Annotated in this window: 22 protein-coding genes and 1 tRNA gene; 9 read left to right on the plus strand and 14 right to left on the minus strand. The window is 73.6% G+C overall.

The window, feature by feature from the left end; all coding sequences use genetic code 11:
• Window positions 1-13: 13 nt before the first annotated feature.
• Window positions 14-793: an SDR family oxidoreductase gene (locus PED38_RS11930; RefSeq protein ID WP_270981446.1), complete on the minus strand. Its 780-nt coding sequence runs from the start codon at window positions 791-793 to the stop codon at window positions 14-16.
• Window positions 794-968: 175 nt separating this feature from the next.
• On the opposite strand from PED38_RS11930, the gene PED38_RS11935 reads away from it, so the two are divergent.
• On the plus strand, window positions 969-1,790 hold the full coding sequence (locus PED38_RS11935; protein ID WP_270981447.1) for a glycerophosphodiester phosphodiesterase family protein: 822 nt from the start codon (window positions 969-971) through the stop codon (window positions 1,788-1,790).
• A 60-nt stretch (window positions 1,791-1,850) separates the two neighbouring features.
• Entirely contained in the window at window positions 1,851-2,216 is a 366-nt protein-coding gene (locus PED38_RS11940; protein ID WP_063071839.1) for an RNA polymerase-binding protein RbpA, read from the plus strand.
• A gap of 87 nt (window positions 2,217-2,303) precedes the next feature.
• On the opposite strand, the gene lnt is transcribed toward PED38_RS11940, so the two are convergent.
• The 9 genes from lnt to PED38_RS11985 all read right to left on the minus strand — a co-directional run bounded on the left by lnt (window position 2,304) and on the right by PED38_RS11985 (window position 12,723).
• On the minus strand, window positions 2,304-3,902 hold the full coding sequence (gene lnt, locus PED38_RS11945) for an apolipoprotein N-acyltransferase (protein ID WP_270981449.1): 1,599 nt from the start codon (window positions 3,900-3,902) through the stop codon (window positions 2,304-2,306).
• The gene (locus PED38_RS11950) at window positions 3,899-6,370 is read right to left on the minus strand and encodes a DEAD/DEAH box helicase (RefSeq protein ID WP_270981450.1); all 2,472 of its coding nucleotides are present in this window, start codon (window positions 6,368-6,370) and stop codon (window positions 3,899-3,901) included. Before PED38_RS11950 ends, lnt begins: the two co-directional genes overlap by 4 nt.
• A gap of 103 nt (window positions 6,371-6,473) precedes the next feature.
• On the minus strand, window positions 6,474-7,226 hold the full coding sequence (gene tatC / locus PED38_RS11955; protein WP_063071944.1) for a twin-arginine translocase subunit TatC: 753 nt from the start codon (window positions 7,224-7,226) through the stop codon (window positions 6,474-6,476).
• Window positions 7,227-7,280: 54 nt separating this feature from the next.
• On the minus strand, window positions 7,281-7,622 hold the full coding sequence (gene tatA / locus PED38_RS11960) for a Sec-independent protein translocase subunit TatA (RefSeq protein ID WP_063071837.1): 342 nt from the start codon (window positions 7,620-7,622) through the stop codon (window positions 7,281-7,283).
• Between the two features lie 199 nt (window positions 7,623-7,821).
• Entirely contained in the window at window positions 7,822-8,811 is a 990-nt protein-coding gene (locus PED38_RS11965) for a helix-turn-helix transcriptional regulator (RefSeq protein WP_270981452.1), read from the minus strand.
• Window positions 8,808-9,815 carry a helix-turn-helix transcriptional regulator gene (locus PED38_RS11970; RefSeq protein WP_270981454.1) on the minus strand — a complete coding sequence of 336 codons (1,008 nt, stop codon included), beginning with the start codon at window positions 9,813-9,815 and terminating at the stop codon, window positions 8,808-8,810. The genes PED38_RS11965 and PED38_RS11970 overlap by 4 nt, the downstream gene beginning before the upstream one ends.
• 46 nt (window positions 9,816-9,861) lie before the next feature.
• Entirely contained in the window at window positions 9,862-10,905 is a 1,044-nt protein-coding gene (locus PED38_RS11975) for an FKBP-type peptidyl-prolyl cis-trans isomerase (protein ID WP_063071834.1), read from the minus strand.
• Between the two features lie 61 nt (window positions 10,906-10,966).
• On the minus strand, window positions 10,967-12,031 hold the full coding sequence (locus PED38_RS11980) for a tRNA (adenine-N1)-methyltransferase (protein WP_270981456.1): 1,065 nt from the start codon (window positions 12,029-12,031) through the stop codon (window positions 10,967-10,969).
• Window positions 12,028-12,723, minus strand: a complete 696-nt coding sequence (locus PED38_RS11985; protein WP_063071832.1) for an HAD family hydrolase — start codon at window positions 12,721-12,723, stop codon at window positions 12,028-12,030. Before PED38_RS11985 ends, PED38_RS11980 begins: the two co-directional genes overlap by 4 nt.
• A gap of 89 nt (window positions 12,724-12,812) precedes the next feature.
• Between PED38_RS11985 and PED38_RS11990 the strand changes: the two genes are divergently transcribed.
• Entirely contained in the window at window positions 12,813-13,772 is a 960-nt protein-coding gene (locus PED38_RS11990) for a PAC2 family protein (protein WP_270981458.1), read from the plus strand.
• Window positions 13,773-13,863: 91 nt separating this feature from the next.
• Here PED38_RS11990 and mshC read toward each other — a convergent pair whose 3' ends face one another.
• The 3 genes from mshC to PED38_RS12005 are packed head-to-tail and all read right to left on the minus strand — an operon-like array spanning window position 13,864 to window position 17,323.
• Complete coding sequence (gene mshC / locus PED38_RS11995; protein WP_270981459.1) at window positions 13,864-15,147, minus strand: cysteine--1-D-myo-inosityl 2-amino-2-deoxy-alpha-D-glucopyranoside ligase; 1,284 nt, start codon at window positions 15,145-15,147, stop codon at window positions 13,864-13,866.
• A 4-nt stretch (window positions 15,148-15,151) separates the two neighbouring features.
• Window positions 15,152-15,970 carry an undecaprenyl-diphosphate phosphatase gene (locus PED38_RS12000; RefSeq protein WP_270981460.1) on the minus strand — a complete coding sequence of 273 codons (819 nt, stop codon included), beginning with the start codon at window positions 15,968-15,970 and terminating at the stop codon, window positions 15,152-15,154.
• Window positions 15,971-16,012: 42 nt separating this feature from the next.
• The gene (locus tag PED38_RS12005; RefSeq protein ID WP_063071828.1) at window positions 16,013-17,323 is read right to left on the minus strand and encodes a M20/M25/M40 family metallo-hydrolase; all 1,311 of its coding nucleotides are present in this window, start codon (window positions 17,321-17,323) and stop codon (window positions 16,013-16,015) included.
• Window positions 17,324-17,438: 115 nt separating this feature from the next.
• On the opposite strand from PED38_RS12005, the gene PED38_RS12010 reads away from it, so the two are divergent.
• The 3 genes from PED38_RS12010 to PED38_RS12020 all read left to right on the plus strand — a co-directional run bounded on the left by PED38_RS12010 (window position 17,439) and on the right by PED38_RS12020 (window position 19,679).
• Window positions 17,439-17,524 (plus strand) — tRNA-Leu (locus tag PED38_RS12010).
• A 128-nt stretch (window positions 17,525-17,652) separates the two neighbouring features.
• A complete protein-coding gene (locus PED38_RS12015) occupies window positions 17,653-18,669 on the plus strand; it encodes a magnesium and cobalt transport protein CorA (RefSeq protein WP_063071827.1) in 1,017 nt (338 codons plus the stop codon).
• A gap of 44 nt (window positions 18,670-18,713) precedes the next feature.
• Window positions 18,714-19,679 carry an NAD-dependent epimerase/dehydratase family protein gene (locus PED38_RS12020; RefSeq protein ID WP_063071826.1) on the plus strand — a complete coding sequence of 322 codons (966 nt, stop codon included), beginning with the start codon at window positions 18,714-18,716 and terminating at the stop codon, window positions 19,677-19,679.
• Window positions 19,680-19,733: 54 nt separating this feature from the next.
• Here the strand turns inward: PED38_RS12020 and PED38_RS12025 are convergent, their stop codons facing one another.
• A complete protein-coding gene (locus PED38_RS12025; protein ID WP_270981461.1) occupies window positions 19,734-21,077 on the minus strand; it encodes a J domain-containing protein in 1,344 nt (447 codons plus the stop codon).
• 247 nt (window positions 21,078-21,324) lie between these two features.
• On the opposite strand from PED38_RS12025, the gene PED38_RS12030 reads away from it, so the two are divergent.
• The 3 genes from PED38_RS12030 to PED38_RS12040 are packed head-to-tail and all read left to right on the plus strand — an operon-like array spanning window position 21,325 to window position 24,006.
• Window positions 21,325-21,966, plus strand: coding sequence for an ABC transporter permease (locus PED38_RS12030; protein ID WP_063071824.1), 642 nt, complete (start codon window positions 21,325-21,327; stop codon window positions 21,964-21,966).
• Complete coding sequence (locus PED38_RS12035) at window positions 21,959-23,245, plus strand: ABC transporter ATP-binding protein (RefSeq protein ID WP_063071823.1); 1,287 nt, start codon at window positions 21,959-21,961, stop codon at window positions 23,243-23,245. The genes PED38_RS12030 and PED38_RS12035 overlap by 8 nt, the downstream gene beginning before the upstream one ends.
• A complete protein-coding gene (locus PED38_RS12040) occupies window positions 23,242-24,006 on the plus strand; it encodes an ABC transporter permease (protein WP_063071822.1) in 765 nt (254 codons plus the stop codon). Before PED38_RS12035 ends, PED38_RS12040 begins: the two co-directional genes overlap by 4 nt.
• The last annotated feature ends 2 nt before the right edge of the window (window positions 24,007-24,008 follow it).

Raw genomic sequence — 24,008 nt, forward strand, 5'->3', positions numbered from 1 at the left:
CCGCGCGGCCGCCTCACTCGGGACGGAAGCTGCTCGTGTCGCCCACGAGGCGGAGGTGGTCCGCGGGGATCGGGTCGACCACCGCGCGCGCGACCTCGGCCGCGAACTGCGAGACGTTGTAGAGGCCGCCGGATGCCTCCTTGCGCTCCTGGATGGCCTCCGGGTTCATGCGGCCGAGGAGCGTGGCCGTGATGGTGCCCTCGATCATGTCGCCCGAGACGACGACGAAGCCGATGCCGCGGGCGTCGAGCTCGGGGATGAGCTCGCGCAGGGCGTCCTCCCCCGCGCGCTTGCTGCGGGCGACCGCCTCGTACTCGGGCATGGTCTCGGTGGTGCGGATGAAGTGGGCCTGGTGGCTCGTGACGAATACGACCCGGCCGCCGTCGGTCAGGAGCGGCAGGGCGCTCCGGAGCACGTTCAGCTGCGCGTCGCGGTTGAGGGTCATGGCGTAGTCCTCGGCCATGCCGCTCTCCATGCCGCCGGACGCGTTGAGCACGAGCACGTCGAGCCCGCCGAGCTCGGTGCGGATCGTCGCCATGAGCGCGTCCACCGACGCCGGGTCCGTCAGGTCGGCCCCGACCGCGACGGCCTTCGACCCGCCCTCGATCAGCTTCGCGACGAGCTTCTCGGCGCGGGCCGCCTTGTTGCGGTAGTTGACGACCACGTCCGCGCCGGCGCCGGCGAGGTAGGCGACCGTGTCGGCGCCGATGCCGCGGGAGGATCCCGTCACGAGGGCGCGGCGACCGCGCAGCTCGTCGGGGGCGAACGGACGGATCTCGTCGACGGTGCTCACAGGGGTCTCCTCCTCGAAGGTGCGCACCCGTGGGCGCGCGACGGGTCATCCGGCTGCTGCCGGGACTCCGACGGGCGGGCTGGGCACCACGCCGACGGCGCCTGAGAGCCTACCAACGGGCCCGCGCGCTCGGGTCTAGGTTCGGGTGAGGCGGCGAGGGGGGACGGCACGGGCCATGGCGCACCTCCCCCACGATGCTCCCGGCGCCGCGCGCCCCGTCCGCTACCTCGACGACGCGCTCCCCCGCGTGCTCGCCCACCGCGGCGGCATCCGACCCGGAACGGTCGAGAACACCCTCGGCGCCTTCCGCGCCGCGTGGGACTCCGGGATCACGCACCTCGAGACCGACGCCCGCGTCACGGCGGACGGCGCGTGCGTGCTGTGGCACGACGCCGACCTCCGTCGGCTCACGGGCGACCGGCGCCGCGTCGAGCGCATGACCCTGGCCGAGCTGCGCGGGATCGACCTCGGGTCGGGGGCCCGCGTCACGACCCTGGTGGAGCTCCTCCGCGCGCTGCCGTCGGCGCGCGTCAACGTCGACGTGAAGGGGCGCTCGGCGCCCGCTGCGGTCGCGCGCGAGATCCTCGCGGCCGACGCCGTGGAGCGCGTGCTCGTCACCTCCTTCTCGGGATCGCGGCGGAGGCGCGCGCTCGCGCTCCTGCCGGGCGTCGCGACGTCGGCCGACGCCCTGCGCCTCGTCATCGCGGTGCTCGGAGCGCGGCTCGGCCTCTCCCCCGTCGTCCGCGCGGCCCTCCGCGGGATCGACGCCGTGCAGATGCCGCGCACGGTCCTGGGGATCCGCACCACATCCCCCGCCATGGTCCGCGGACTGGCGCGCGTGGTCCGCGAGGTGCACGTGTGGACGGTGGACGACCCTGCGGAGATGATCCGCCTGGTCAGAGCAGGGGTGCACGGGATCGTGACGGACAGGCCGGAGCGGGCCGTCGCCGAATTGCGCGCCAGGGACTGGGATTCGCCTGGGAACCGGACGTCCTGAGAAAGGATCCTCTCAGCCGCGCGGTTTACAACGGGGAGTGCATCGCGAGAGGAGACCACCATGGCAGATCGCAGCTTGCGCGGGATGCGGCTCGGTTCCACGAGCCTGCAGAGCGAGGAGGGCGTGAGCTTCTCCCCCCGGCAGAGGAAGACCTACCGCACGGCCGACGGCACCACGTTCGAGGTCGTGTTCTCGGCGGACGCCGAGGTCCCCGAGGTGTGGGAGTCGCCGAAGAGCGGCCAGGAGGGCCGCCTGCTCGACTCGGAGGGCGCGCCCGTGGCCCACGACGAGGTCGAGGCGAAGATCCCCCGCAGCCACTGGGACATGCTGCTCGAGCGCCGCACGCGCGCCGAGCTGGAGGAGCTCCTCGAGGAGCGCCTCGCCGTCCTGCGCGCCCGGCGCGGACAGCAGCGCATCGGCGCCTGACCCGCGCCCTCCGATCGCGGCGCGTCATGAGAGCCCCCGGCTTCGGCCGGGGGCTCTCGTGCGTCCGGGCCGTCGTCGCCGGCCGGGTCAGCGCGCCGCGCGTCGCCCGCGGCGCCCGAGCGCCTGACCGGCGACCGCGAGGGCTCCGAGGCCGAGTCCCGAGACGAGCCACTCGATGTCGCGGCCCACGAGGATCGCGGGCGTCACGACGTCCGCGGTCGGCACGTCCACCACCATCGAGCCGGCGGTGAACCACGGCAGGCGGTCGAGGTCGCGGCCGTCCGGGCCGACGACGGCGCTCGTGCCCACGGTCGAGATGTTCACGACGCTGCGGCCGGTCTCGAGCGCGCGCATCCGGGCGATGGCCAGCTGCTGCACGCTCTCGTCGGTGCGGCCGAAGTCGGCGTTGTTCGACTGGGCGAGGATGAGGTCCGCGCCCTCGTGCACCATGTCGGTCGTGAGCTGGTCGTCGACGATGTCGAAGCAGATGGCGATGCCCGCGGTCACGCCCGCGGCGTCCATGACCTGGTCGGTCGTCCCCGGCGTGTACTCGCGCTGGATGAGGCCGATGAGGTCGGGCGCGAACGGCTCCCAGAACGCGCGGTCGGGCACGTACTCGCCGAACGGCACGGGGTGCTTCTTGTCGTAGTGGTCGGTCGCCCGACCCCCCGTCCACACGAGCGACTCGTTGTAGAAGCGTCCGTCGCGCTCCGTCACGGTGCCGACGACGAGCGGCGCGCCGAGACGGGCCACCACGCGGTCGAGCGCGGCGGCCGATCCGGGGTCGCGCAGCGGATCCGCGTCGGCCGCGTTCTCGGGCCACACGACCATGTCGACGCCCGCGTCGGACGGGATCTCCTCCGTCGCCCGGAGGTGCGCGCGCAGGATGTCGCCGTAGCGCGCGCCGTCGAAGTACCCGGCCTTCGCGTTCCCCTGCACGGCGGCGACGCGCGTCGTCCCGGTGGTCGTCACCGGGAACGCGGGCACGACCAGCACGAGAGCGACGGCGATCCCGGCCACGAGCGCACGGGATGACCGCCGGACGCGCTCCTCGGCCGCCAGCTCGAGCAGCAGCGCCACCAGGAGCACGAGGACGAAGGACAGACCGGACAGGCCGAGCCAGGTGACGAGGTGCGCGAACGGGCCCTCGGACTGGGACAGCGAGACGCGCCCCCACGCGAAGCCGCCGTACGGCCACACCGCGGAGATCGCCTCGCGCGCCGTCCAGAGGCCCGCGACGGCCACGGGCAGGAGCACGACCCGTCCCGCCACCCTGGGGAACGCGCGGGGGATCCAGCGGTACGCCGTGGCGATGACCGCGGCGCCCGTGGCGACGAACAGCGACTCCAGCGCCGAGAGGGCGATCCACGGCACGGGTCCCAGGTAGAGCGACGCCCACTCGATGTGGGTCAGGTAGAAGGCCAGTCCGGCCACGAGCCCGATCAGGAACGCCGGCCCCGCGCGCCGGCCCCGGAGCGCCAGGAGCACGAGGGCGATGCCGGGGAACACCATCGGCCACAGACCCCGGTCGGGGAACGCGGCGTCGAGGACCGGGCCGGACAGCGCCGCCGCCAGGATCGCACCCCAGAGCGGCAGCGGCGGGCGGATGCGCGGCTCGTCGACGTCGACGTCGACGAGCGGGTGGGCGGCGCGCTCCCGTCGGGGCGCGCGGGCGAGCGCGGTCACACCGACGAGTACGCGACGATGCCGCGCCGGATGCTGTCGAGGGCCGTGCGCGCGTTCCGGGAGACGGGGCCGTCGGCGACGATCGACAGCTGGTCGAGGAGGTCGATGGTCTGCTTGGTCCAGCGGACGAAGTCGCCCGCGGCGAGGTCGGCCTCGTCGAGCACGGCGTCCAGGCTGCCGCCGCGCGCCCAGCGGTGCATGGGCGCGCACAAGCCCGTCGAGAGCGGCTCGGTCGTCGGGAGGCGGCGCTCGCGCTCCACGTCGTCGAGCCGCGACCAGATCTCCTCCGTGCGCTCGAGCGCCGGCCGGAACGCCCCGCGCGGCAGGTTCCGCTCGTTGCGGTCGCCCTCGTCGCGGCGCGGCTGGTAGACGAGCGACGCGGCCATCGCGGCGAGCCCGGCTGGGTCGAGGTCGACCCACACCTGCGTCCGCAGGCACTCGGCGACGAGGAGGTCGCGGTCGCCGTAGATGCGCTTCAGCATCCGCCCGTTCGGCGTCGGCGCCACCTGGCCGTCGACGGCGCGCTTCAGGTAGCCGAGGGAGAGGAGCAGCTCCGTGACCCGGTCGAAGACCTTCGCGACGGCGTTGGTGCGCGTGCGGATCTGCTGGCCCAGCGCATCCGTCTGCCGCTTGAGCCGCCACCAGCGCTCCGCCCAGCGCGCGTGCGACTCGCGGTCCTTGCAGGCGTGGCAGGGGTGCGCCTTCATCCGGCGACGGAGGTCGGCGAGCTGGCGCTGGCGCTTGTCGCGCTCGCCGTGCTGGCCCGGCTGCTGCATGTCGGCGCGCGCCGCGGTGGCCCGCTCGAGGTCGCTGAGCTCGCGGCGGAGGCCCGAGTACTCGCGGAAGTCGCCGAGGTGGCAGGCCATCGCCTTCTCGTAGCCCGCGAGGGACTCCTCCTGCGTGCGGACCTTGCGGGCGAGGTCGACGACGGCGCGGTCGGCCTGGAACTGCGCGAACGACGACTCGAGCACCTCGCGCGTGCGCTCGCGGCCGAACTGGTCGATCAGGTTGACGGCCATGTTGTAGGTGGGCCGGAAGCTGGAGTTGAGCGGGTACGTGCGACGGGACGCGAGCGAGGCGACGGCCTGCGGATCCAGCCCGTCCTTCCACTGGATGACCGCGTGGCCCTCGACGTCGATGCCGCGGCGGCCGGCGCGGCCCGTGAGCTGCGTGTACTCCCCCGGTGTCAGCGGCACGCGCGCCTCGCCGTTGAACTTCTCCAGCTGCTCGAGCACGACCGTGCGGGCGGGCATGTTGATCCCGAGGGCCAGCGTCTCCGTCGCGAACACGGCCTTCACGAGCTTGCGCTGGAACAGCTCCTCGACGACCTCCTTGAAGGCGGGGAGCATCCCGGCGTGGTGCGCGGCGACGCCCCGCTCGAGCCCTTCGAGCCACTCCCAGTAGCCGAGGACGGCGAGGTCCTCGTCCCGCAGCGTGCGGCAGCGCTCCTCCACGACGGCGCGGATCTCGTCACGCTCGTCCGCGTGCGTGAGCCGGACGCCCGCGCGGAGCACCTGCTTGACCGCGGCGTCGCAGCCCGCGCGGCTGAAGATGAAGAAGATGGCCGGCAGGAGGTTGCGCTCGTCGAGGAGGGCGACCACCTCGGGCCGGTCCATGCGCCCGCGCTCCCAGGGGCCCGGAGCGCGTCGTCCGGAACCGCCGCCCGCTCCCCCGCGGCCGCGGCCCTGGCTCTGCCCGGCGCGCACGCGGGCGGACTCGCGGCCGCCGCCGTGCGTCATCCGGACGAGCTCGGGGTTCACGCGATGCGTGGCGGCGAGCCCAGAGGAGTCGAAGAGGTCGACCATGCGGTGCCGCACGATGACGTGCTGCTCCAGCGGCACGGGACGATCCTCCGAGACGATGACGTCGGTCTCACCGCGGACGGCCTGCAGCCAGTCGCCGAACTCCTCCGCGTTGGAGACCGTGGCGCTCAGGGAGATCATCCGCACGCTCTGCGGCAGGTGGATGATGACCTCCTCCCACACGGCGCCGCGGAAGCGGTCGGCGAGGTAGTGCACCTCGTCCATGATGACGAAGGCGAGGTCGCGGAGGAGGTCGGAGTCCGCGTAGAGCATGTTGCGCAGCACCTCGGTCGTCATGACGACGATGCGCGCCCGGCTGTTGACGTTCGTGTCGCCCGTGAGGAGCCCCACCTCGTCCGGCCCGTACTCCGCGACGAGCTCGGCGTACTTCTGGTTGCTCAGGGCCTTCATCGGCGCCGTGTAGAAGATCTTGGCGCTCGGACGCTGCATCGCGAGGAACACCGCGAACTCGGCGACCACGGTCTTGCCCGCGCCGGTGGGCGCGGCGACGAGCACGCTGCGGCCGTTCTCGAGCGAGGCGGCAGCGGCGCGCTGGAACGGGTCGAGGTCGAAGCGCAGGCCGCTGGCGAACTGCTCCAGGAGCGGCAGGCCGCGGCGGCTCCGGGAGGCGGCGTAGCGTTCGGCGGGCGAGAGCTGGTCTGTCACGATGCCGCCAGTCTAGGCGGCGGATCCGGGCGTCGGCCGGGCGCGGACGCGACGACGCCCGCCCCTCGCGGGACGGGCGTCGGATGCGCGGGACCCGCGCGCGTCAGGGCAGCAGGTCGTCCGTGAGCGTCGCGGCCCGACGCGCACGACGCTTGTCGTTCAGCAGCGAGATGCCCGCGGCGATCAGGTACAGGACCGTCATCGGCACGGCCAGCAGGAACATCGACATGACGTCGGCCGCCGGCGTCGCGATGGCGCAGAACAGGATGATCAGCAGGATGGCGATGCGCCACGACTTGATGATCGCCGTGCCGGTGAGGATCCCCATGAAGTTGAACAGCACGAGGAACACCGGCAGCACGAACGCGATGCCCACCGCGAACACGAGCTTCAGCACGAAGTCGAAGTACTCGCGCGCCGTGATGAACGAGGAGTCCCCCGCTCCGGCGAACTGCGTGAGCAGCGCGACGATGTGCGGCAGCACGAACCAGCCGGCCGCGCATCCGCCGAGGAACAGCGGCACGGCGGAGAAGAAGAAGCCGAAGGTGTAGCGGCGCTCCGTCTTCGTGAGGCCGGGGACCAGGAAGGCGAAGACCTGGTACAGCCACACCGGGCTGGAGATGATGAGGCCCACGTAGAGGGCGATCTGCAGTCGCAGGTCGAAGGCCGACGTGATGGTCGGGAAGTTGAGGCTCGCGTTCCGCCCCTGCTCGGCGTTGATCTCCTCGATGGGCGCGCGCAGCGCCTCGAGCACGAACGACGACAGGAACCAGCCCGCGACCATCGCCAGGACGATGGCCACGCCGGCGATGAACAGGCGCTTCTTCAGCTCCAGCAGGTGCTGGACGAGGGACATGCGCCCCTCGGCGTCCCGCTTCGTGGCGCGGGGCCGCTCGGTGGTGCTCACGGATCAGGCGCGGGGGCGGGAGTCCCCGTCACGCGGGGAGTCGTAGCGCGGGGCGTCGTAGCGGGGCTCGTCGGCGCGGGTGTCGCTGGGCCGGACGAAGTCGCGCGGGGCGTCGCGGTCGTCCGAGCGGTAGCGCTCCTCGTCGCGGCGGCGGTTCTCCTCGCGGGTGTCGTCCCGGCGGTCGGACGCGCTCTCCTCTTTCATGGTCTTGACCTCGCCCTTGAAGATGCGCATGGACTGGCCGACGCTCTTCGCCAGGGCCGGCAGCTTGGTGGAGCCGAAGAGCAGGACGATGACGACGAGGATGATGACGAGGTGCCAGCCGCTGAAGGCGTTTCCGAGCATGTGGTTCACATTCCTTAGGTCACGAAGGCCGGACAGTCGTTGTCGGATTGAGGACGAGTCTATCGTCGGGACCCTGGGGACGGCAGGGAGGGCCGAGCGGTTCACGCGGAGTTCGCCTCGCGCGCCTACCGGTGTTCGCGGGAGCCGACGAGGGGTCGGGCGACCGGAGCGGAGCCCGCCCGCGGCAGGTGGAGCCCGGTCAGCCCTCCGCGTCGTAGGCGGCCGCGGCGCGTGCGGCCCAGTCGGCGACGGCCGCACGCGCCTCCGGCGGGCCGGTGACCACGACGACGCCGGCCATGCCCGCGACGAGCCGCACCAGGCCCTGGTAGTGCGCCACGCGCACCGTGAGCCCCACGCGGCCCGGACTGCCGGGGATCGGCACGGGCCGCTCGTCCCCCACGAAGTCGCCGAGGAGCGGCAGCGCGGACTCCGGCACCTCCAGCGAGACGCGGAGGTCGTCGGGGCTCGGCTCGAACAGGGTGTCGCCGAGCACGACGTCCTGGGGGCGGTGCTCCGGCGGGAGGTCGGTGACGAGGAGCTCGTCGAGGCGGTCGAGGCGGAACGTGCGGACGGCGCCGCGCGCCAGATCCCAGCCGCGCAGGTACCAGTCCTGGTCGACCGACTCGAGGCGCAGCGGATCCACGACCCGGCGCTCCGTGCCGCCGCGGGGGCTGCGGTAGTCGAACTCGACGCGGCGCTCGTCGGCGATGGCGCGGCGCAGGTCCTCGCGCGTGCGGTCGCCCGCGCCGGCGGCGACGGCGACCTGGCTGGGGCTCGCCGAGGAGCCGCGCGCCAGCTTCGCCATGAGCTGCCCGACGAGGTCGACGTCACTGGCGTCGGCCTGGGAGGAGACGTACTGGAGGCCCGCGATGAGCGCCGCAGCCTCGCGCGCGGAGAAGCGCGGCGAGTCGTCGAGGGCGACCATGTGCGTGATGACGATCTGGTCGTTGTCCTCGAAGTCGTCCCAGGCGATGTCGAACAGGTCGCCGTGCTGGTACGACGCGGTGGATCCCGGGACGCCGGAGACGGCGATGAGGCGCACGGCCTGGCGGATCTGCTCGGCCGGCACCCGGAAGTGCGCGGCGGCCTGGGCGACGCTCACCCGCCCGTGGTCGGTGAGGTACGGCACGAGGGCCAGCAGGAAGGCGAGCTTGTCCTGCGCCTGGAGCGGTGCGGCGCGGTCGGTCACGATGCGTCCTCCCGGTGGGCGGCGGCGGTCTCGGCGAGGCGGGCGCGCACGGCGTCGCGCAGCCGCGGCGGCGCGATCACGCGCGCCTCGGGGCCGAAGCCGGCCACCTCGTCCGCGAACAGGTTGGTGTCGGAGTAGTGCACGCGCAGGCGCCCGTCGCCGAGGTCCTCGGTGTCGCGGCGGCGGCGGAGGCGGATCTCCGCGTCGCTGCCGGGCACCACCGACACCTCGCCGACGCCGTTCGCCCACACCCGGTCGAGGTCGGCGAGGGCGCGCTCGGCGTGGTCCTCCCCCTCGGGCGTGAACGCGCGGCTCGTGACGCGGACGCGGTCGACGATGCGGGAGAGCAGGAAGGTGCGCGGGCCGTCGGCGTCCTGGTCGATGCCGTGCAGGTGCCAGCGCCCCTGGTGCTGGACGAGCGCGAGCGGCGCGACGGTGCGGGTCCGCGCGGCGCGCTCCCCGGGCTTGAGGTAGCCGAACGTGACGAGCACGTGACGCTCCAACGCGACGCTGAGCGGCCCGAACGCCGCCTCGCGCGTGCGCAGCCGAGGCGCGTAGCCGATGACCGGGTCGTCCGACTCGACGCCGAGCGAGCGGAGCTTGATGAGCGCGCGGCGCGACTCCCTCGACAGCGACCCCTCGCGCCAGACCATGGCCGCGAGGTTGAGCAGCGTCGTCTCCTCCGGCGTGAAGGACAGGTCCGCGGGCAGCTCGTAGGCGCCCCGCGGGATCCGGTACCGCAGGAGCTGGTTGTTGCCCTCCTGGCCGGGGGACTCGACCGTCTCGAGCGGCACGCCGAGGTCGCGGATGTCGTCCTTGTCGCGCTCGAACTGGCGCTCCAGGTTCGCGTTGTCGCCGCCCGCGCGATACCGCTGGCGGTACCCCTGGACGCTCGAGAGGACCTCGTTCTTGGTCAGGCCCTGCTCGGTGGCGAGCAGCGCCAGCACCAGGCTGAACAGCCGCTCCTCGACCGGCACGGCGGGGCGGGGGGATGACTCGGGCACTCGGATGTCCTCACGGTGGTGCAGCCCCCGGCCGGTGGCGATGCGCTTACTTGCTCGGCTTGCTCGTCCCGAGGATATCCACGACGTAGACCAGCGTGGAACCCGCGGGGACCTTGGCGGACGCCTGGTCGCCGAATCCGTCGCCCGGCGGGACGACCGCGATGACCTGGTCGCCCACGTGCTTGCCGACCAGGGCCTTCGCGAGTCCGGGGGTGACGACGACCGCGGAGGGCGCGGACGCCGACCCGGCCGTGCTCGCGGCGGCGGGGACCTGCAGGGGACCGCCGGCGGCCCAGCTGGATCCGAAGACGGCCTGCTTCTCGGCCGAGGCGCTCGTGCCCCAGACGACTCCCGTGTACTGCATCGTGACGACGTCGCCCTCGGCGACCTCGTCGCCGTCGCCGGCGCGCAGCAGCGCGTCGCGGTAGTCCGTGGGCGGGGTGCTCGGCGGGATCGTGACGCCCGGGACGCCGTCGTCGGTGGTGACGACCGAGGGGAACCCGGCCTGCGCGGGACGCCGGTCGCCGGTGGCGCGCTCCGGGAACGAGGAGATGATGTCGACGACGAGGACGAGGCCGTCCGTGGCCTCGAGCCCGCGGGAGGAGAGGTCCTGACCCGGGAAGACGGTGGAGACCGGCACGGTGACGGCGAGGCGCGAGCCGACCGGCATGCACGTCATCGCGTCCTCGAGGTACGGGAGCCCCTCGTGCAGCGACGCCGTGGTGAAGACGTTCGACCCGGTGGTGCGCGAGTTCGGGGCGACGCGCGCGTACTCCGCGAGCGTCTCGCCCGTCTTGCCGTCGACGATGGAGGCCGCGGCGGTGATGCCCTGGTGCGGCTGAACCCGCTCCCCGTCGCCCGCGACGAGGACGGAGACCTCGGTGCCCGAGGGCTTGAGCGGCGTCGGGAACGTCACGGAGGCGGGGGCGCTGCCCACGTCGCCCGTGGCCTGGACCGCGCTCGAGGAGGTGCCGGGCTGCCCGAGGGGCGTGCAGTCGGCCGCGGAACCGGATCCGGAGCCCGAGGGGCTGCAGGCGGCGAGCGACAGGACGAGCCCTGCGCAGACGGTGAGCGCGGCGGAACGGCGCACGTGACTCCTCTTTCGATGGTGGGGGTGGCCGGCACGCACCCGCGTGATCGGCCCTGTCATCCTAGGCGGTGGGGTCGGCGGGCTCCGGCGCATCGGCCGCGCCGTGGGGATCCGCCGCGCCGCCCGCCTCGGCCGCGTCGCGCGCGCCCGCCAGCTCGGCGCCGTGCTCCGCGATGCGGACGCGCTTGCGCAGGACCTTGTCGCTGACCCGGCGCTCGCCGAGCGAGCCGGGGGTCCAGGCCTCCATGTCCTCGTCGCTGAAGTCCGACTTCGACGCGCGGCGCTTGAGCTGCGGGAGGACGGATCCGGGCGCGAGGCGCCGGGCGGTGATGAGGAAGCCGGTGTGCCCGATCATGCGGTGCTCGGGGCGGACCGCGAGGCCCTCCACGTGCCAGCCGCGGATCATCGTCTCGCTCGCGTCGGGGTTCGTGAAGAGGCCCGTGTCGCGCAGCGCCTCGGCGACGCGCGAGAGCTGCGTGACGGTGGCGACGTAGCAGAGCAGGACGCCGCCGGGCGTGAGCGCCTCGGCCACGGCGTCGACGCACTCCCACGGGGCCAGCATGTCGAGGATGACGCGGTCGACGGAGTGCGGCTCGGTCACGGTCGGCAGCGCCTCGGCGAGGTCGCCGAGCGTGATGGACCAGTTCTCGGGGCTGTGCCCGAAGTAGCTGGAGACGTTGCCGCGGGCCACGTCGGCGAACTCCTCGCGGCGCTCGAAGGAGAGCAGCGTGCCGGTGGGGCCGAGGGCGCGCAGCAGCCACATGGAGAGCGCACCGGATCCGACGCCCGCCTCCACGACGGTGGCGCCCGGGAACACGTCGGCGAGGCCGAGGATCTGCGCGGCGTCCTTGGGGTAGATGATCGCGGCGCCGCGCGGCATCGACATGACGACGTCGGACAGGAGCGGGCGGAGCGCGAGGCACTCGACCCCCGCGCTGTTCATCACGACGCTGCCGTCGGGCAGGCCGATGAGGTCGTCGTGGTCGATCATGCCGCGGTGGGTGTGGAACACCTTGCCGGGCTCGAGCAGGATCGTGTTGAGGCGGCCCTTGGGGCCGGTCAGCTGCACGCGGTCGCCCGCGCGGAACGGGCCGCTGAAGCGCGCGGCCGCGGTGTCGACGGTCATGCGCGCACCTCGTCGCGGGTCGGGGCGCCGGCGCGCCGGGCATCGTGGGCGGCCTCGACGTCGGCGAGCGTGCGGCCGGCGAGCGTGTCCCAGAGCACGTAGGCGTCGTCGGCGGGCAGGGGGACGTGGTGCGGGACGGCGATCACGGTGGCGCCCGAGGCCACGGCGGAGGCGACCCCGGGCACCGAGTCCTCGATGGCGACGCAGTCGCGGATGTCCACGCCCAGCAGGTCGGCCGCGGCCAGGTACGCCTCGGGGTGCGGCTTGCTGCGGGAGACGTCGTCGCCGGCGACCACGTGGTCGAACGCGTCGAAGGGGACGGCGTCGGCGACCTGGCGGGCCATGCGGCCGATGGACATGGTGACGAGAGCGGTGGGGATGCCGGCCTCGCGGATCGCGCGGAGGAGCTCGCGCGCGCCGGGACGCCACGGCACCTCGACGAGGATCTGCTCCATCACCCGGTCGCTGAGGCGGTCGATGATCTCGCCCGCGGGCAGGTCGACGCCGGCCTCCTGCAGGATGCGGGCCGAGTCGGGCAGCCCGTTGCCGACGAGCCGGAGCCCGTCCTCGTGCGTCCACGTGCCGCCGAACGAGCCGACCAGCGCCGCCTCCGCCACCATCCAGTAGGGCTCGGTGTCCACGATGGTGCCGTCCATGTCCCAGAGGACGGCCGCGGGTCTGTTGCTGATCACGGGGAGCGAGTCTATCGGGGGGCCGCCGCGTCCTAGGATCGTACGACGACCGCCGGCCGGGTGGTCGGGTCGGAGGGGACGGGAGTCACGTGGCGGATGCCGAGAGGTTCGTGAGCGGACGGCTGCTGGTCGTCGCCTTCGAGGGCTGGAACGACGCGGGCGAGGCCGCCAGCGGAGCGGTCCGGGCGCTCAAGGAGCTCCTCGACCTCGAGGCGGTGTCGTCGGTGGATCCCGAGGACTACTTCGACTTCCAGTTCAACCGCCCCACCATCGGCTTCGCGGAGGACGGCACCCGCGAGCTCGAGTGGCCGGGCGCCACGCTCTACGGCCCGAAGGACCCCCGGCGACCCGCGCAGGACCTGGCCGCCGACGCGCAGCTCGGCGTGAGCGGCGACAACGGCGGCAGCATCCACCTCCTCCTCGGCGTCGAGCCGTCGAGGCACTGGACGGCCTTCACGACCGAGGTGCTCGACGCCGCGCGCGCCGCCGGGGTCGAGGGGGTCGTGCTGCTCGGCGCGCTCCTGGCGGACGTGCCGCACACGCGCCCGATCTCCGTCTACTCCACGAGCGAGAACGCCGGGGTGCGGGCCGAGCTCGGCATCGAGCGGAGCACCTACGAGGGACCGGTCGGGATCCTCAGCATCATCGCCCAGCGCGCCGAGGAGATGGGCATGCCCACGGTCTCCCTCTGGGCGTCCGTGCCGCACTACGTGCACAGCGCACCGTCGCCCAAGGCCACGCTCGCGCTCATCGACAAGCTCGAGGAGATGGTCGACGTGGTGATCCCGCGCGGCGAGCTCATCGAGGAGGCCGCCACGTGGGAGGCGGGCATCGACCAGCTGGCCGGCGAGGACGAGGACATGGCCTCCTACATCCAGCAGCTCGAGCAGGCGCGCGACACGGTGGACTCCCCCGAGGCCAGCGGCGAGGCCATCGCGCAGGAGTTCGAGCGGTACCTCCGCCGCGGGGACGGACCGCGCGGCCGCGGCGACGACCGCCCCGAGGAGCCGTGGCGTCCGAAGGACCCGAAGGACCCGAAGGACCAGTAGGACCCGAAGGACCAGTAGGCCTCCCGGGCCTCCCGGCCACCGGGCGGACGGGCGGCGTCGTCGCGCCGGACGCCGCAGCGTGCCGGGCAGGTCAGGCCGCGGGGCTCCCCAGCCGCACGCCGAGCAGCGCGTCGACGGCCTCGACCTCGACGGGCGTCGCGGGCACGCCCGTCGCCACGCGGAGGTCGAGCAGCAGGAGCGCGCCCGGGGTGTCCAGGTCGTCGGCCAGCCGCTCGCGCACCAGCTGCACGAGCTCGCCGGGCTCCTCCGCGACGGCGTCGACGGGCGGCGTCGCCGCATCGACCCACGCGTCCCACGCGGCGAGCCGGGCGACCGACTCCGCGAGGAGCGCGTCGGTCCACTCCCAGTCGGCGCGGTAGTGCTGGGCCAGGAGCGCGAGGCGGATGGCGCGCGGATCCACGCCCGCGGCCCGCAGGCGCGACACGAGAACGAGGTTGCCGAGCGACTTGCTCATCTTCTCGCCCTGGTAGGCGACCATCCCGGTGTGCGCGTACACGCACGCGAAGTCCTCGCCGGTGAGGGCGGAGGCGTGGCCGGCGGACATCTCGTGGTGGGGGAAGATCAGGTCGGATCCGCCGCCCTGCACCGTGACGGGCCGGTCGAGCTTCCGCAGCGCGATGACGGCGCACTCGATGTGCCAGCCGGGCCGTCCGCGGCCGACGACGCCGTCCCACGCGGGCTCGCCCGCGCGCTCGGCACGCCAGAGCAGCGGATCCAGCGGGTCGCGCTTGCCGGGCCGCTCGGGGTCGCCGCCGCGCTCGGCGGAGAGCGCGGACATCGTGTCGCGGTCGTAGCGGCTCTCGTCGCCGAGCGCCCAGGGGCCGTCCTCGCCCGCGCGGGCCACGTCGAAGTAGAGGTCCCGGGCGCCGGGCTCGACGGCTTCGGGGGTGTCGACCGGGTAGGCCGTGCCGCGTCGCACGAGCTCGGCGACGGCGGCCGCGACCTCGTCGACGACCTCCGTCACGCCGACGTAGGAGTCGGGCGGGAGGATCCGCAGCGCCTCCATGTCGGTGCGGAACAGCTCGACCTGCTCGGCGGCGAGATCGCGCCAGTCGACGCCCGTGGCGGTCGCCCGCTCCAGCAGCGGGTCGTCGACGTCGGTCACGTTCTGCACGTACGCCACGTCGTAGCCGCGGTCGAGCCAGACGCGCTGCAGGGTGTCGAAGGCGAGGTAGGTGGAGGCGTGTCCGATGTGCGTCGCGTCGTACGGCGTGATGCCGCACACGTAGAGGCCCACGCGGCCGTCGCCCGCGCACTCGGCGGGACGGACGGTTCCGCTGCTCGTGTCGTGCAGCTGCGGGACGGGCGGCTCCCCCGCGACGGCGGGGACGGCGGTACGTGACCAGGCGCGCACGGGATCAGGCCGCGATCGCACCCGTGCCGAGCAGCACGAGCAGCACGACGCCGAGGGCGACGCGGTAGACGACGAAGGGCATGAAGGTGCGCGTGGAGATGTACCGCATGAGGCCCGCGATGACCGCGAGGCCGACGACGAACGCGATGAGCGTCGCGACCGCGGTCTGGCCCGCGCCCGCCTGGCCGGTCTCGTCGAAGCTCTTCACGAGCTCGTACAGGCCGCTGCCGAAGACGGCCGGCACGGCGAGGAGGAACGAGTACTCGGCGGCGACCGGGCGGGCGTAGCCGAACGCGCGCGCCGCGGTGGTGGTGGCGCCCGACCGGGAGACCCCGGGGACGAGGGCGAGGGCCTGGGCGATGCCGATGCTCACGCCGTGCCCGTAGGTCATGTCCTTCTCGAGCCGGTCGCTGCGGCTGTACCGGTCGGCGAGGCCGAGCAGGATGCCGAAGACGATGAGCACGATGGCGACGATCCAGAGCGAGCGGAACGTGGAGCGGATCGTGTCCTGGAAGAGGTAGCCCGCGATGCCGATGGGGATGGTGCCGATGATGACGAGCCAGCCCATGCGCACGTCCGGGTCGCTCTTCGGCATGCCGCCGCGGAGCGAGCGGAACCAGGCCGACAGGACCCTGCCGATGCGCTTGCGGAAGAACACCACGACCGCGAGCTCGGTGCCGAGCTGCGTGATGGCGGTGAACGTCGCGCCCGGGTCGCCGCCCAGGAAGAGCCCGGCGATGCGGAGGTGCGCGCTCGAGGAGATGGGCAGGAACTCGGTCAGACCCTGGACGAGGCCCAGGATGATCGCCTCGAGATAGCTCAAACGGGTGCTCCCAGTGTCGGGTGGCCCACCTGGGGCTCGGATCTAGTAGTTCAGGAGGAGGTCGCGCAGGACCTGCCTCCCGAAGACTAGTGCGTCGAGCGGGACGCGCTCGTCGACGCCATGGAACATCGCCGGGAAGTCCATCGAGGCCGGCAGCTTGAGCGGCGCGAAGCCGTAGCCGGTGATCCCGAGGAGGCTGAGCGCCTTGTTGTCCGTGCCGCCGGAGAGCATGTAGGGCAGCACCTCGGCCTCGGGGTCGTGCGCGCCGAGGGTGGCGACCATGGCGTCCACGAGCGGACCGTCGAACGGGTTCTCGAGGCCGACGTCCTGGTGCACGATGCGCACCTCGACGCCCTCGCCGGCCAGCTCGCGGACCCGCGCGAGCACGGCCTCCTCCTCGCCCGGGAGCACGCGGATGTCGACCAGGGCCTCGGCCGTGTCGGGGATCACGTTGTGCTTGTAGCCGGCGGTGAGCAGCGTCGGGTTGGTGGTGGTGCGGAGCGTCGCGGCGATGAACTTCGAGGCCGTGCCCGTGGCGATGGCCAGGTCGTCCGGCGTCACCTGCTTCGGGTCGGCGCCGACGATCCGGGCGATCTCGTCGAGCAGCTGGCGCGTCGTGTCGGTGAGGTGGACGGGCCACTCCTCCATGCCGATCCGCGCGACCGCGCCCGCGAGGCGCGTGACGGCGTTGTCGCGGTTGACCTGCGAGCCGTGGCCCGCGGTGCCGGTGGCGACCAGGCGGATCCAGATGAGCGCCTTCTCCCCCGTCTGCAGCAGGTACGCGCGCTTGCCGGCCAGGTCGATGGAGTAGCCGCCGACCTCGCTGATGGCCTCGGTGGCCCCCTCGAACCACTCGGGGCGGTTCTCGACGACGTACGCGGAGCCGAGCACGCCGCCCGCCTCCTCGTCGGAGAAGAAGCCCATGATGAGGTCGCGCTCGGGGGCGCGACCGGAGGTGATGATCTCCTGGAGCGCGGTGATCATCATCGCGTCCATGTTCTTCATGTCCACGGCGCCGCGGCCCCAGAGCATGCCGTCCTTGATGACGCCGCCGAACGGGTCGACGGACCAGTTCGCCGGGTCGGCGGGGACCACGTCGAGGTGGCCGTGCACGACGAGCGCGGGCTTGTCGCGGTTGCGCCCCGGGATGCGGGCGAGGACGCTCGTGCGGCCGGGCGCGGCGTCGATCAGCTCGGGCTCGAGCCCCAGGTCCTTGAGATGCTGCTCGACGTACTCGGCGGCCTCCGTCTCCCCCTCCGACCGGCCCTCGCCGTGGTTGGTCGTGTCGAACCGGATGAGGTCGCGGGCGATCCGCGCGGTGGCGTCGAGGTCGTCGGGGAGCGTGTCGGTCATGGGTCCACGCTATCGAGGCCGGGCACGGGCGTCCGGCCCGGCGGGTGGTCGAGAGGCCTCCCGAGCCGTGCTAATGTCGTCTCTCGGCAGCCGGAGACGGCGGGCCGCACATCCTGTCCGGATGGCGGAATTGGTAGACGCGCTAGCTTGAGGTGCTAGTGCCCGTATTAGGGCGTGGGGGTTCAAGTCCCCCTTCGGACACACACGAGAGCCGGTCGGATCCACGAGGATCCGACCGGCTCTTCCTCGTTCCCGGCCGGCTCGGCCACCGCCCGGCTACAGTCGCTCTCGGCCCGCGCGACGGGCCTCCGACCCGAGAGCGAGATCGCATGACCGTCGTCGACAGCGCCGTGTACGTCCAGGGGGTCCGCACGGCGGATCCGGAGAGCCTCGACGAGACGTTCGAGGTGATGCGCGAGCGCCAGGGCCTCGCGTGGATCGGCCTCTACCGCCCGGACGCGGACGAGCTCCACCACGTCGCCGCCGAGTTCGGGCTGCATCCGCTCGCGGTCGAGGACGCCCTCACCGGCCACCAGCGGTCCAAGATGGAGCGCTACGGCGACACCTGGTTCGTCGTCCTGCGGCCCGCGCGCTATGTCGACGCCGATGAGCGCGTCGAGTTCGGCGAGCTGCACGTGTTCGTGGGGCCGGACTTCGTGGTCACCATCCGGCACGCCGAGTCGCCCGACCTCTCCGCCGTCCGCCACCGCCTCGAGGACGACCCCGAGCTGCTCGCGCTCGGCCCCACCGCCGTCCTCTACGCGATCCTCGACCAGGTCGTCGACGAGTACGGGCCCGTCGCCGCGGGCCTCGAGGACGACGTGGACGAGATCGAGGACCAGATCTTCGGCGCCGATCCCGACGTCTCCCGCCGCATCTACGCGCTCATGCGCGAGGTCACGGCCTTCCAGCGCGCCACCGCGCCCCTCGGGGCGATGCTCGACGACCTCCGCGCCGCCGCCGAGCGGCGCGACGTGGACCTCGAGCTGCGCCGCGGCTTCCGTGACGTCCACGACCACGTCATCCGCGTCGCCGAGCGGGCGGACGCCTTCCGCACGCTGCTGCAGAACGCGCTGACGGTGCACACGACCCTCGTCGGCCAGCGCCAGAACGACGAGATGAAGAAGCTCACCGAGACGAGCCTCGCGCAGAACGACCAGGTGAAGCGCATCTCGTCCTGGGCGGCCATCCTCTTCGCGCCGACGCTCGTCGGCACCATCTACGGCATGAACTTCACCAACATGCCGGAGCTGAAGTGGACCTACGGCTATCCGCTCGCGCTCGGCCTCATGGTCGTGATGGGCGGCATCCTCTACGCGGCGTTCCGGAAGCGCGGCTGGATCTGATCCGCGGGCCGGTCGGCCGCCCGGCGCGCCGATAGGGTGACGGGATGCGCGTCGTCGTCATCGGAGCCACCGGCCACATCGGGACCTTCCTCGTCCCCCGCCTCGTGGACTCCGGCCACGACGTCGTCGCGGTCAGCCGCGGCACCCGCGAGCCCTACCGCGTGTCCCCGCTGTGGGACCGCGTCGAGCGCGTCGCCGTGGACCGCGAGGCCGAGGACGCGGCGGGCACCTTCGCGGAGCGCATCGCCCAGCTGGCGCCCGAGGTGGTCATCGACCTGGTGTGCTTCACGCCGGAGTCGGCGCGCCACCTCGTCGAGGGGCTGCGCGGGCGGATCCGCCACCTCGTGCACGTCGGCAGCATCTGGACGCACGGGCTGAGCTCCTCGCTCCCGCTCCGCGAGGACGACGTCAAGGAGCCGTTCGGCGAGTACGGGGTGCGGAAGGCGGAGATCGAGCGCTACCTGATCCACGAGTCCCGGTCCGGCGGCGTGCCGGCGACGGTCGTCCACCCCGGCCACATCAGCGGCGGCGGCTGGCCGGTCATCACGCCCGTCGGCAACCTCGACCCCGCCGTCTGGACCGCGCTGGCCACGGGCGCGCCCCTCGCCGTCCCGGGCTCGGGAAGCGAGACCATGCACCACGTGCACGCCGACGACGTCGCGCAGGTCGTGCAGCTGGCCGTCGTGAACCGGGAGACCGCCGTGGGCGAGAGCTTCCACGCCGTCTCCGAGCGCGCCATGTCCGTCCGCGGGTTCGCGCGCGCCGCCGCGGCCTGGTTCGGCCGCGAAGCCGAGCTGGAGCACCTCGACTGGGACGCGTTCCGCGCGCGCACGGCACCCGAGCACGCGGACGTGAGCTGGGAGCACCTCAGCCGCAGCCACGTCGCCAGCATCGAGAAGGCCCGCGACGTGCTCGGCTACGCGCCGCGGTACACGAGCGAGGAAGCGGCCCGCGAGGCCGTCGAGTGGATGGTGCGGGCGGGCCAGCTGGACGTGCCGCTCCCCCGCTGACCGCTTCGCGGCGTGCTCGCGCGGTCGTCCCCGCGCCCGCGCCGCCGCGCCGCGTCAGACGAAGCGGGCGTCGAGCACGAGCCGGGTGCGGACCGCGAGCAGACGCTCCGGCGCCATGGGCGTGAGGCCCGGCAGGCCCGCGGCCACGTGGTCGGCCAGGAGCGTGCGTGCGACCGCATAGGCCGGGAGCGCGTGCGGGTCGTCGGCGCCGTGCAGCACGACGGGCGCCGCGCCGAGCACGCCGGAGGGCAGCGACAGTACGAGTCCGACGACGGGCACGTCCATCTCCCGCGCCAGCGCGCGGGCGCGCGCATCCAGCCCCCGGAGGACGTCGGCGCGCGCCGCCGGGTCCGTCGCCGCCGCGGATCCGGCGGGCACCGACTCGACCGCCACGAGGCCCTGCGGCCCGAGCACCAGGTGGTCGACGGCATCGCCTGAGCGGGGCACGGAGACCCCGTTCCAGAACGCGTAGGAGGGCCCGAGCTCCATGAGCTCGCGCGCGGTCTCCTCCTGGGCGACGGCGGCGCGGAGGGCGGCCGCGGCCTCCTCGGGGACCTCCGCGACGAGGTCGGGCGCGTAGGCGTCGGCGTCGAAGCGGCGGCGGAGCCCCGCGAGGCGCGTCAGGCGGTCGCTGTAGGCCGCCATCAGGTCGGGGTAGGCGCGGAGGGCCCGCTCGTGCGCGAGCACGTCCTCCTGGAGCCGGCGGGCGGCGACGCGGCGCGGCTCCTCGGAGCGGAACCACGCGCGGCCCATGGGTCCGGCCAGGGCGAGCCCCGCGGCGGCGCCGAGCACCGCGCCCCCGAGGGCGCCCGTCGCGCCGAGTCCCGAGACGAGGAGCACGACGGCGAGGAGCACGGCCAGCACGGGCGGGGCGATGACGCGCGTCCGCCGCACGTACGGACCGGGCTCGCCCGAGAGCGCCGGGCCGCCCCGGGGCGGGACGGGCGACGCGGGCACGACGGGCTCGGCCGGATCGGCGAGCCACTCGCGCACGAGCGACAGGTAGCGGAGGCGGGCGAAGCCGCCGGGGTGGCCGAAGCTGCGGGTGCGGGCGGCGGGTCTCTCCCGGGGCGCTCCCGGGCGACCGCGGCGCGAGGCGGGATCCCAACCGGATCCCGCGGTCGACTCCGGGTGCGCGGGGTGCGCGCGTCCCGCGGTGCCGTCCTCCTCCGCCGCGGGCGCGTCGCGGAGGCCGCGTTCGTAGCGAGCGCGGCTCTCGGGGTCGCCGACGGCCTCGAACGCGTCGCGCACCGCCTGGAACGCGTCCGCGCTCCCGCCCATGTCCGGGTGGGCGGCGCGGACGCGGCGACGGTAGGCCCGGCGGATCTCCTCCTGGGACGCGGCGGGATCCACGCCGAGCACGGCGTACGCGTCGGCGTCGCGCGACGGGACGGACATGGGACTCCTCGCGGGCGCCGGTCGGGCGGCTCCCAGGATGACGAGCGTAGGCGAGGTCGCCTGGGCGACGCCCGAGCGCGGCATCCGCCCCCGTCGCACCTCTCGACCACGGGCGCGCCCGCCCGCGCCGCGCGCGTGATACCAGCTCGACCCCTGTGCCCGCGAACTTCTCGCCGTCCGCCTGCCTGCGTAGGGTGTCCCCCGCCGACGCCCCTCCCGGTGACCGACCGACGCAGAGGAGACCGACATGTGGGACTTCCTGTCCGCCCGAGCCGACCAGATCGCCTTCTCCGCCTGGCAGCACCTCAGCCTCGTGGTGCAGTGCCTGGCGCTCGCCACCCTGATCGCCGTGGGCATCGCGGCCGCCGTGTACCGCAGCCGCCCGCTCACGTCCCTCGCCAACAGCGTGTCCGCCATCGGCCTCACGATCCCCGCCTTCGCGCTGGTGGGGCTGCTCATCGCGCCCCTCGGCTTCGGCGTGGCCCCCGCGGTCGCGGTCGTCACCTTCTTCGCGACGCTCCCGATCCTGCGGAACGCCGTGGTGGGGCTCGCGGGCATCGACCCGGCCGTGGTCGAGTCGGCTCGCGGGATCGGCATGGGACGGATGCGCACGCTCCTCCGCGTCGAGCTGCCGCTCGCGTGGCCCGTCATCCTCGGCGGCATCCGCGTGTCCGCGCAGATGGTCATGGGGATCGCCGCGGTCGCCGCGTACGTGCTGGGGCCGGGGCTCGGCGGATTCATCTTCTCCGGGCTCTCGCGCCTCGGCGGCGCGAACTCGACCGAGTCCGTCCTGACCGGCGTCGTCGGCGTCGTCCTGCTCGCCCTCCTGCTCGACCTCGTCCTCGTCGGCCTCGGCCGGCTCACCACCCCGAGAGGCATCCGTGTCTGAGACCCCCACCACTCCCCCGACCGCCGACGTCAGCGGGCGGTCGATCCTGCTCGACCGCGTCACCAAGCGCTACCCGGGCCAGGCGAAGCCGGCCGTCGACGGCATCACGCTCGAGATCCCCGCGGGGAAGATCGTGATGCTCGTCGGCCCGTCCGGCTGCGGCAAGACCACGACGCTCAAGATGATCAACCGGCTCATCGAGCCCACCGAGGGCCGCGTGGTCCTCGGCGACGAGGACGTCACGGGCATCGACGGCGACGAGCTGCGACGCCGCATCGGCTACGTGATCCAGGCGGGCGGCCTCTTCCCGCACATGACCGTGGCCGCGAACATCGCCGTGGTGCCGAAGATGCTCGGCTGGGACGCCGCCCGGATCCGCGCCCGCGTCGACGAGCTGCTCGAGCTCGTCTCGCTCGACCCCGACCAGTACCGCGACCGGTACCCGAAGGAGCTGTCCGGCGGGCAGCAGCAGCGCGTGGGCGTGGCCCGCGCGCTCGCCGCCGACCCGCCCGTGCTCCTCATGGACGAGCCGTTCGGCGCCGTGGACCCGATCACCCGCCAGCGGCTGCAGGACGAGCTCCTGCGCATCCAGGCCGAGCTGCAGAAGACGATCGTCATCGTCACGCACGACTTCGACGAGGCCGTGAAGCTCGGCGACTGGATCGTCGTCTTCGCCGAGGGCGCCCGCATCGTCCAGTACGACACCCCGGAGCGCATCCTCGCGGAGCCCGCCGACGCGTTCGTCGAGGAGTTCATCGGCTCGGGCGCCGGCCTCAAGCAGCTGACGCTCCGGCGCGTGGACGAGGTGCCGCTCGCCGACGCCGTGATCGCCCGGCCCGGCGACGCCGCGCGCGACGTGCTCGCCCGCATGGACGAGGTCGGCCACCAGCACGCCGTCGTGCTCAACGGGCGCGACCGCCCGCTCCGCTGGCCGTCCCGCCGCGCCCTCGGCCGCATCGACGTCGTGGGCCCGGACGCCGACCCGCAGCTCCCCGTCGTCGGCGCCCGCGCGACCCTGAACGACGCGCTCGACACGATGCTCGTCTCGAGCGCCGGCGCGGCGCTCGTCACCGGACGCGGCGGCGCGTTCCTCGGCGTGATCGACGTCGAGACCGTGATGGACGCGATCACGAGCGCCCGGGCGTCGGCCGCCGGCGTGCAGGACGACGCGCCCGTCGGCACGAACACCGGCACCATCGGCACGGTCGGCGCCGACGCCGAGCGCGCGGGCCGGCCCGACGACGCCGCGTCCGACGCCGCGGACGGACGCGACGCATGAGCATCGCCCTCGACGCGAGCACCGGCACCGCGGGCGGCGCGCGCACCTGGCGCGGGCTCATCGCGCAGCCCGTCGCCATCGCCGCGGTCCTCGCCGTCTACGTCGCGTGGCTGCTGACGGCACCGCTCACCGCCGTGGAGCGCACGACCCTCGCCCCCGCCGCGCTGGGGAAGGCGACCCTCGAGCACCTCGTCCTGACGTTCACCGCGGCCGCGATCGTGCTCGTGATCGCCATCCCGCTCGGCGTCCTCCTCACCCGTCCCCGCTTCCGGCGGTTCTCCGCGCCCGTGCTCGCGGTCGCGAACCTCGGGCAGGCGGCACCGGCGATCGGGCTCGTGGTGCTCCTCGCCATGGCCGTGCCCGACGGCTTCACGGCGAGCCTCATCGCCCTCGTGCTCTACGCGGCGCTGCCGGTGCTCCGGAACACCATGCTCGGCATCCGGGGCGTCGACGCGCGGCTCGTCGAGGCCGGTCGCGGGATGGGCATGAGCCGCGTCGCCGTGCTGTTCCGCATCGAGCTGCCGCTGGCCGTGCCCGTGATGCTCGCCGGGATCCGCACGGCGCTCATCCTCCTCGTCGGCACCGCGGCCCTCGCGGCGTTCGTGAACGGCGGGGGCCTCGGCGTCCTCATCATCACGGGCGTGAGCCTCTATCTGTATCCCGTCCTCGTCTCCGGGGCCCTCCTCATCGCGCTCCTCGCGCTCGCCATCGACTGGCTCGGCCGCATCGTCGAGCACGTCGCCCGCCCGAAGGGACTCTGACC

The sequence above is a fragment of the Clavibacter sp. CT19 genome, assembly GCF_027858075.1.
GTDB lineage: Bacteria > Actinomycetota > Actinomycetes > Actinomycetales > Microbacteriaceae > Clavibacter > Clavibacter tessellarius_A.

Coding starts and splice junctions, on each gene's coding strand:
- PED38_RS11935 (WP_270981447.1), top strand. CDS start 969: ATGGCGCACCTCCCCCACGATGCTCCCGGCGCCGCGCGCCCCGTCCGC.
- PED38_RS11940 (WP_063071839.1), top strand. CDS start 1,851: ATGGCAGATCGCAGCTTGCGCGGGATGCGGCTCGGTTCCACGAGCCTG.
- tatC (WP_063071944.1), bottom strand. CDS start 7,226: ATGTCCCTCGTCCAGCACCTGCTGGAGCTGAAGAAGCGCCTGTTCATC.
- tatA (WP_063071837.1), bottom strand. CDS start 7,622: ATGCTCGGAAACGCCTTCAGCGGCTGGCACCTCGTCATCATCCTCGTC.
- PED38_RS11980 (WP_270981456.1), bottom strand. CDS start 12,031: ATGACCGTCGACACCGCGGCCGCGCGCTTCAGCGGCCCGTTCCGCGCG.
- PED38_RS12005 (WP_063071828.1), bottom strand. CDS start 17,323: ATGACCGACACGCTCCCCGACGACCTCGACGCCACCGCGCGGATCGCC.
- PED38_RS12015 (WP_063071827.1), top strand. CDS start 17,653: ATGACCGTCGTCGACAGCGCCGTGTACGTCCAGGGGGTCCGCACGGCG.
- PED38_RS12020 (WP_063071826.1), top strand. CDS start 18,714: ATGCGCGTCGTCGTCATCGGAGCCACCGGCCACATCGGGACCTTCCTC.
- PED38_RS12025 (WP_270981461.1), bottom strand. CDS start 21,077: ATGTCCGTCCCGTCGCGCGACGCCGACGCGTACGCCGTGCTCGGCGTG.
- PED38_RS12030 (WP_063071824.1), top strand. CDS start 21,325: ATGTGGGACTTCCTGTCCGCCCGAGCCGACCAGATCGCCTTCTCCGCC.
- PED38_RS12040 (WP_063071822.1), top strand. CDS start 23,242: ATGAGCATCGCCCTCGACGCGAGCACCGGCACCGCGGGCGGCGCGCGC.